This window comes from Gloeomargarita sp., from assembly GCF_053491055.1.
The window spans coordinates 1-6,870 of record NZ_JBRCEP010000063.1 but is presented as its reverse complement, the minus strand read 5'-3'; the positions used below and the strand labels follow the sequence as shown (position 1 = coordinate 6,870).

Genomic DNA, 6,870 nt, shown 5'->3' with positions numbered 1-6,870 from the left:
GCGGCCTCAAACTGTTCAGCAAGGGCTTCAAACATGGGCGGGCAGTGCGATTGACCTGCATTTTTCGCTAATTTTTATAATTTACCACGTCGGGGCCAGGGGCTGGTTGCATCCTTGGGAAACTGTTGAATTGCGGCAATGAGCTATCGTAAATTAATCTTTGTCCCTTGTCCCAAGTAATTTCCCCAAATTTATGGTTGCTCTGAATTTGCTGGTTGAGGCGCCTGTGCATATCTTGGCGGGTTTGCGCAACGGCAGTTTGGAGCGGATTGGTGGGGTGGTGCGGGAGGTGGATACCAAGCAGGTGGTGATGTGGTTGCGGGATACCGGGACAACCCCAGCCAATACATTTCTAGGAATGACGACCGCAGCGAGCTTACTCTATGTGGGGGTGGCAGCCGTTGGGTTTGCCGTTGTGATCGATAAACTCAATCATAATATTGAAAAAACATTGCAATCCATACAAGCGCAGTTAACAAAAATTGATAACAAACTTGATGTGGGTTTTTATGCCAATTTTCGAGCGGCGGTTGACTTAGCGAAGAATGCTTTTAGTATGCAGCAGTCGGGCAATCGGCAGGCCAGCGCGATGGCAGCCATTAATCGTTTTTTGGAAGCGCAACATATCTACACGGATTTGATAGACCAACAGATGCCCTATAAATCTGCGGCAATTGCTGCCTACTTGCAGACTCTTTATCTTGCCTATCTGATGGAAGCGCGCTGTTATTTGGAATTGGAGGAACTAGAGACAGCCGTAAAACGATTCCAATTTGGCTATCAGGAAACCCACAAACGCCTGCGTCAGTATGTGGATATTCTGCTTACGGATAAACCGATTATCTATTTGCATCCCAAATTATCGCCAGAGGTGGATTTGACCCGCCTTACGCGCATTTTTCAATGGCGGAATCAGGCTAAAGATATGAATGAAAACACGACTTTTGAACTGTTACGCAAGACGCTCGATTTAGATGCCAACTATGACGTGAATATCGGTTATTGGATTGATGCGCTACCCCCAGCCATCATACCCCAGTCCGATATTGAGAGAAATTTATTCGGCGTGACCACCAAAGGCAGGGACAAGGTTTTTAGCAAGTTGAAAGAAACAATTGGTCATATTGAATCTTTCATCGAAACGGATCAGCGGTTTCTTGGCTATGGATTAGGGGTGGAAGCCTTACAAGCCCAAGGGGTGAGCTTCCAGGAATTGCAAAGTTTGCAACCCCCGCAGGATTCATCTGCGCCGGTGGTTTATCTTTTGCCCGCCAGGGAGTGTTGAGTTTTGGAGCTGGCCGTTACAGCGTCCGGTGGTGGGGCTGACCATGTCTGCAGAATTGCTTGCCGTTATCCGGTTGTATGTCACGCTTGTTATTTGCATTGGCTTGGGGTGGGGCATCAGTGCCTATCTGCGCCGGGAGTGGTTGCACTGGGTGGGGCAGTTCCTCTTTTGGGTGGGGATGCCGGTGAGTGTACTGGGGTTTGTCCTGAATGTGCGGCTAGACGGGAGTGTGTGGTGGGCAGGGCTGGTGGCGGTGCTGGCCTTTGGCGGGGCCTGGGGGCTGGGAGAACTTTGGTTGGCAAACTGGGGCAAGCATTGGCCGTCACCGCGCCGCGGGAGTTTTCTGCTGACTGCGATGGTGGGTAATACGGGCTATGTGGGGTATCCGGTGTGTCTGTTTCTCCTGGGGCCGACCTATTTTGCCTGGGCGGTGGTGTTTGACCTGACCAATACCCTCAGCGGTTCCTACGGGTTGGGGGTGTGGTTGGCGGCCCGGTTGGGGGAGCGCTCGGCCCGACCCTGGCTGGCGTTGGTGCACAATCCCATCCTCTGGGCAGCCCTGGTGGCGCTGGTGCTTTACCCGGTGGCTCGCCCGGACTGGCTCAATAGCGCGCTAAAAACCCTGGCCTGGGGTGTGGTGGTGCTGGCGCTGGTGTTGACCGGGGTGCGGCTGGGGCAAATCCGGCAGTGGGGCAAACTCCAGGCGGTGTGGGCGAGTTTGGGGATCAAGATGCTGGTGATACCGCTGCTGGTGGGGCTGGTGTTGCAATGGTTCCCTGTGGCCGACGCGCTGCGGTTGACCCTGGTGCTGCAATCCGGGATGCCCCCTGCTTTGGCAACCCTGGTGTTAACCGAGGCCTATGGCCTAGAACCGGCTTTGACGGTGAGTGCCATCGGGCTGGGGTTGGGGCTGTTGCTGGTGACCTTGCCCCTGTGGTTGGTACTGTTTGGCGGGGGGCTGCGGTAACCTGCCGGCGCTGCTCTGGGAATCGTTAAAATTGAGCTAAACCACCCGTACACTAAACATAGGACAGGTTTCGAGCAAGTTCCCGTGCAACCGACTGACCCGAATAAATTTACCGAAAAAGCCTGGGAAGCCATCGTCAAATCCCAGGATGTGGCCCGGCGCTACCGGCACCAACAACTCGAAGTCGAGCATCTGATTCTCGCCCTGCTAGAGCAGCACGATTTTGCCGCCAAGATGTTGGCACAGGCAGGCTGTGACCTGGCGCAATGCGCGCACCAGCTCGATACCTTTGCCCGGCGGCAACCCCAGGTAAGTCACGGCAGCGGGCAGTTGTATCTGGGGCGGTTTTTGGACCTGTTGTTGGACCGGGCGGAAGCCTACCGGTTGACCTGGAATGATGAATTGATTTCCGTCGAGCATTTGCTGCTGGGGTTGAGCGAGGATGAACGCCTGGGTCGCCGGTTGCTCCAGGGGCTGGGGGTGACCACCGAGCAACTGATTACCGCCATCAAAGCCATCCGGGGTCACCAACGGGTGCAGGATGCCAGCCCCGAAGCCCACTACCAGGCCCTGGAACGCTACGGCCGGGATTTGACCGAGCAGGCGCGGGCGGGGAAGCTCGACCCGGTGATTGGCCGGGATGAGGAAATTCGGCGGGTGGTGCAGGTGTTGTCCCGGCGCACGAAAAACAATCCGGTGTTAATCGGCGAACCGGGGGTGGGCAAAACGGCGATTGCCGAGGGATTGGCGCAACGGATTGTCAACGGGGATGTGCCGGAATCCCTGAAAAATCGCCGCTTGATTGCTCTGGATTTGGGCAGCCTGGTAGCGGGCGCGCGCTACCGGGGGGATTTTGAAAAACGGTTGCAGGCGGTGTTGCGGGAAGTCACCCAGGCGGAAGGGCAAATCGTTCTTTTTGTGGATGAACTGCATACGGTGGTGGGGGCTGGTGCCACCCAGGGCACGATGGATGCCAGCAACCTGCTCAAACCTATGCTGGCACGGGGGGAATTGCGTTGTATTGGCGCGACGACCTTGGATGAATATCGCAAGTATATTGAGAAAGATGCGGCCCTGGAGCGGCGGTTCCAGCCGATTCGGGTGGAAGAACCCAGCTTAGAAGATACAGTCGCCATTTTGCGGGGGCTAAAGGAACGCTACGAAGCGCATCACGGGGTGAAAATTGCCGATGCCGCTTTGGTCGCTGCCGTCGTGCTGTCGATTCGTTATTTGCCGGAGCGATTTTTGCCGGATAAAGCCATTGACCTTATTGACGAAGCGGCGGCGAAATTGCGCATGGAAATTACCTCAAAACCTGAAGAATTAGAAGCCCTAGACCGCCGGTTAATGCAACTGCAAATGGAGCGGTTATCCCTGTTGGAAGACCGAGATCGCATCAGTCAGGAACGCTTGCGCAAAATTGACCAGGAAATTGCTACCCTAAGCGCCAAACAGGCGGAATTGAATCAGCAATGGCAGGGCGAAAAACAAATTTTAGAAGCCATCAAAGCCCTCAAGCAGGAAGAGGAACAACTTCGGGTGCAAATTGAACAGGCGGAACGGAATTACGACCTGAATCGGGCAGCACAGTTGAAATTTGGCCGGTTGGCATCCCTGCACCAGGAATTAGAGGACAAAGAAGCGGCATTGGCGGCAATTCAAGCCCGCAATTCGACCCTGTTGCGGGAGCAAGTTACGGAAGCAGACGTGGCAGAAATTGTCGCTAAATGGACAGGAATTCCGGTGCGGCGTTTGCTGGAATCGGAGCGGCAAAAACTCCTGCATTTAGAACAGTATTTGCACCAGAAAGTGATTGGGCAAGACCAGGCGGTAAAAGCGGTAGCGGCAGCCATTCGGCGCACCAGAGCGGGCTTAAAATCCCCGCGCCGTCCCATCGGTTCCTTCCTGTTTTTGGGGCCAACGGGGGTGGGTAAAACGGAACTGGCCCGCACCCTCGCCGAAGCCCTGTTTGACAGTGAACATGCCCTGGTGCGTCTGGATATGTCGGAATATATGGAAAAACAGAGCATTTCCCGGTTGTTGGGCGCACCGCCGGGGTATGTGGGTTATGAGGAAGGGGGGCAATTGTCCGAAGCAATCCGTCGGCGTCCCTATGCGGTGGTGTTATTAGATGAAATCGAAAAAGCCCACCCGGATATTTTCAATGTGCTTTTGCAAATTTTGGATGATGGCCGGGTGACGGATTCCCAGGGACGGGTGGTGGATTTCCGCAATACTATTATTGTGATGACCAGCAATTTGGGGAGTGAATTAATCCTAGAAGGCACGGAAACCCCGGAATTTTTGGAACCCAAAATTCGCCAATTGCTGGCCAGCCAATTTCGCCCAGAATTTCTCAACCGCATTGATGAAATCATCCTATTTCACTGCCTAAACCGGGAACAACTCCGGCAGATTGTGAATTTACAAATCACCCAACTCCAACAACTCCTGGCCGAACAAAATGTGACGTTGGACGTGACCGTAGCGGCTCAAGAGTATTTAGTTGACGTGGGCTATGACCCGGCCTATGGCGCTCGTCCACTGCGGCGTGCCATGCAACGGGAGTTGGAAAATCCCTTGGCCGACCTTATCCTCAGTCAGAATCAACCCAGCGGGATGCACATTGTGGTGGATGTGCAGGGTGGCAAACTGTGTTTATCGCCCGTGTGGGAACCCCATTTATCGCTCGCGGTGGGGGCTTGAGCGGCGAATCAGCCAATAGCTCACCGCCAGCGCAATAACAGCCAACGCCAACCCAATCAAGCTCAGCCCTGATGTTTTTTCCAAATCCAAAATAATAATCTTGCGGGCGACGGCAATCAGGGAGGTGACAATAACCAACTCCACTTGAAACACGTGCTTGCGTAAATAGGCGGTGATGTTTTCCAAGATTTCCAAAGCAATTAAAATATTCAAAAATGCCCCAAAAATCACAAATAAATTCTGACTAAAGAAACCTCTTGGCTCCGAACTTAAATCGCTAATGAGTAACCGAATGAGGTCACCGGTTGCCACTGAAATCACCAGGATCATTCCCAGAGAAAGCAAACGGGCAATGAGCGATTCAACCCCCCCGACAATGTCCAAAAAAGGTTCATCCTGCCAATAGTAAACCAACCACCGCCATAACCGTTTCATATCCCCCCCCTCACCCTCAATAATCATACCAGGTCAGGGAGCAAAGGAGCGGGTATTGCGGCAGCGGCAAACCCCGGATCATTACCTGTTTTCCAGAACTATACCCCCAGTTTTTTCCCCTGCCGGATAACCTCCTGCCATTCCAGAAGTACCGCCGTGGGGATGGTGAGGTGACGTTCCCCTTCCACCAAAGGCAGGGTGACCCGCAAGGGCTGTTTCGGGGGGAATCGCGCTGGCAGTAATTCATCCGCTAGGGGCAGTAGGTCAAATTGACCCACATTGGCAACCGTAGCCGCTTTCGGAAAATCATCGGCCGCCAGCCACGTTTGCCCATCTGGGGTGGTGAGTACCAAAGGTTGCGGGTGGCGAAAATGATAGCGTTCAGGAAAACCCACCAAGCGCAGTTGCAACTGATGGGGGCGGGCAAACAAAATCACCTGCCAGGTCAAACGTTCTTCATCGGGGAGTTGGTGACGGGCTTGGATGACCAGTTGGTTGGGCGTTTCAGGAATGGTGCGGATGAGGGCATGACTTGGGGCGGACATGGCTAACCAAAACCATAGACCACTTAACCCCACCAAAACCATTTTTTGCCACCACAAATGGCTACCCGTAACCCCCCCCAGCCAGCCAATTTTTGCCATCCATTTCCCTCGCTGAATATTGACATGATATAACAATCCTAAGTGAGAATAGAATAGGGGTCGCAGGGGCACCGCTCCCGTCCTTGGTTCTGGGAAATCTCTGTTCACTAATCAAGTAGGATTGCTATAGTTATCAAATCAAATATTGTTGAACTTTTAGGGGGCTGATGCGGTTGGTGGTTCCGGTGGGTTGGGAATCAGCACATGATACATTCCCCGTAAATCGCCAACTTGGAAATCGTAGGCTAAATCCGTGGGATATTTGTTTTTCACAAAAGCGGGTATGGTTGCTTTTGCCCCATGACAGGCGAGACAACTGGCTTCCACATTGATCCGTCGAAAGTAATTCACCCCCCGGGCATCCACTTGCCAAAAGGCTTGGAGATCGGGATGTTCGATTAACTCCGCCAGGGCTTTTTCTTCAGTTAAATCCTGGGGTTTATGCTGAGGATTGCGGTACTTCAACGCCACTTGCCGCACCTGCCAACCGTGGTCCTGGGCAATTTTTTGGGCTTGTTTGCCCACCGGCGCACAGACCGTCTTAAAGGTATCCAGCGTTGGCTCCGTTGTTGTGCCGGTTAAACTACTGGCTAAACCCGCACGCATTTGGTCTAATAATTCAATTTCGGTGACCGCCTCGCCCAATTGCTGGGGGTCAATGCTAGCCCAAACCGGGAGCGACCAACCGAAAAGCAACGCTATAAAAACCAGTAAAATCCCTATTCGTCGCATGAGGAAACTACCTCCTGATGGGTGTTGGATAACGTGATCAAGGCTTGGGCGCACAGGGTGAAATAGTGAGGGTCGGAGAGGAAATAAATGCGGCTATTGCC

General features: G+C 53.4%; 6 protein-coding genes. 3 read left to right on the top strand and 3 right to left on the bottom strand.

Features of this window, described 5'->3' with window-relative positions; all coding sequences use genetic code 11:
- The first annotated feature begins 280 nt into the window (after positions 1–280).
- The 3 genes from ACWISF_RS06880 (at position 281) to clpB (ending at position 4,958) form a co-directional block, all read left to right on the top strand.
- Positions 281–1,285 carry a hypothetical protein gene (locus tag ACWISF_RS06880; protein ID WP_448380846.1) on the top strand — a complete coding sequence of 335 codons (1,005 nt, stop codon included), beginning with the start codon at positions 281–283 and terminating at the stop codon, positions 1,283–1,285.
- Positions 1,286–1,328: 43 nt separating this feature from the next.
- The gene (locus ACWISF_RS06875; protein WP_448380845.1) at positions 1,329–2,252 is read left to right on the top strand and encodes an AEC family transporter; all 924 of its coding nucleotides are present in this window, start codon (positions 1,329–1,331) and stop codon (positions 2,250–2,252) included.
- An 84-nt stretch (positions 2,253–2,336) separates the two neighbouring features.
- Positions 2,337–4,958 (top strand): ATP-dependent chaperone ClpB, encoded by a 2,622-nt coding sequence (gene clpB, locus ACWISF_RS06870; protein ID WP_448380844.1) that lies wholly within the window; start codon positions 2,337–2,339, stop codon positions 4,956–4,958.
- Here clpB and ACWISF_RS06865 read toward each other — a convergent pair.
- The 3 genes from ACWISF_RS06865 to ACWISF_RS06855 form a co-directional block, all read right to left on the bottom strand.
- On the bottom strand, positions 4,935–5,393 hold the full coding sequence (locus ACWISF_RS06865; protein ID WP_448380843.1) for a phosphate-starvation-inducible PsiE family protein: 459 nt from the start codon (positions 5,391–5,393) through the stop codon (positions 4,935–4,937). The genes clpB and ACWISF_RS06865 overlap by 24 nt on opposite strands.
- 98 nt (positions 5,394–5,491) lie before the next feature.
- Positions 5,492–6,037, bottom strand: a complete 546-nt coding sequence (locus ACWISF_RS06860; RefSeq protein ID WP_448380842.1) for a DUF3122 domain-containing protein — start codon at positions 6,035–6,037, stop codon at positions 5,492–5,494.
- A 156-nt stretch (positions 6,038–6,193) separates the two neighbouring features.
- A complete protein-coding gene (locus tag ACWISF_RS06855) occupies positions 6,194–6,769 on the bottom strand; it encodes a Tll0287-like domain-containing protein (protein ID WP_448380841.1) in 576 nt (191 codons plus the stop codon).
- Positions 6,770–6,870 lie beyond the last annotated feature (101 nt).

Coding starts and splice junctions, on each gene's coding strand:
- ACWISF_RS06875 (WP_448380845.1), top strand. CDS start 1,329: ATGTCTGCAGAATTGCTTGCCGTTATCCGGTTGTATGTCACGCTTGTT.
- ACWISF_RS06860 (WP_448380842.1), bottom strand. CDS start 6,037: ATGGCAAAAATTGGCTGGCTGGGGGGGGTTACGGGTAGCCATTTGTGG.
- ACWISF_RS06855 (WP_448380841.1), bottom strand. CDS start 6,769: ATGCGACGAATAGGGATTTTACTGGTTTTTATAGCGTTGCTTTTCGGT.
- ACWISF_RS06865 (WP_448380843.1), bottom strand. CDS start 5,393: ATGAAACGGTTATGGCGGTGGTTGGTTTACTATTGGCAGGATGAACCT.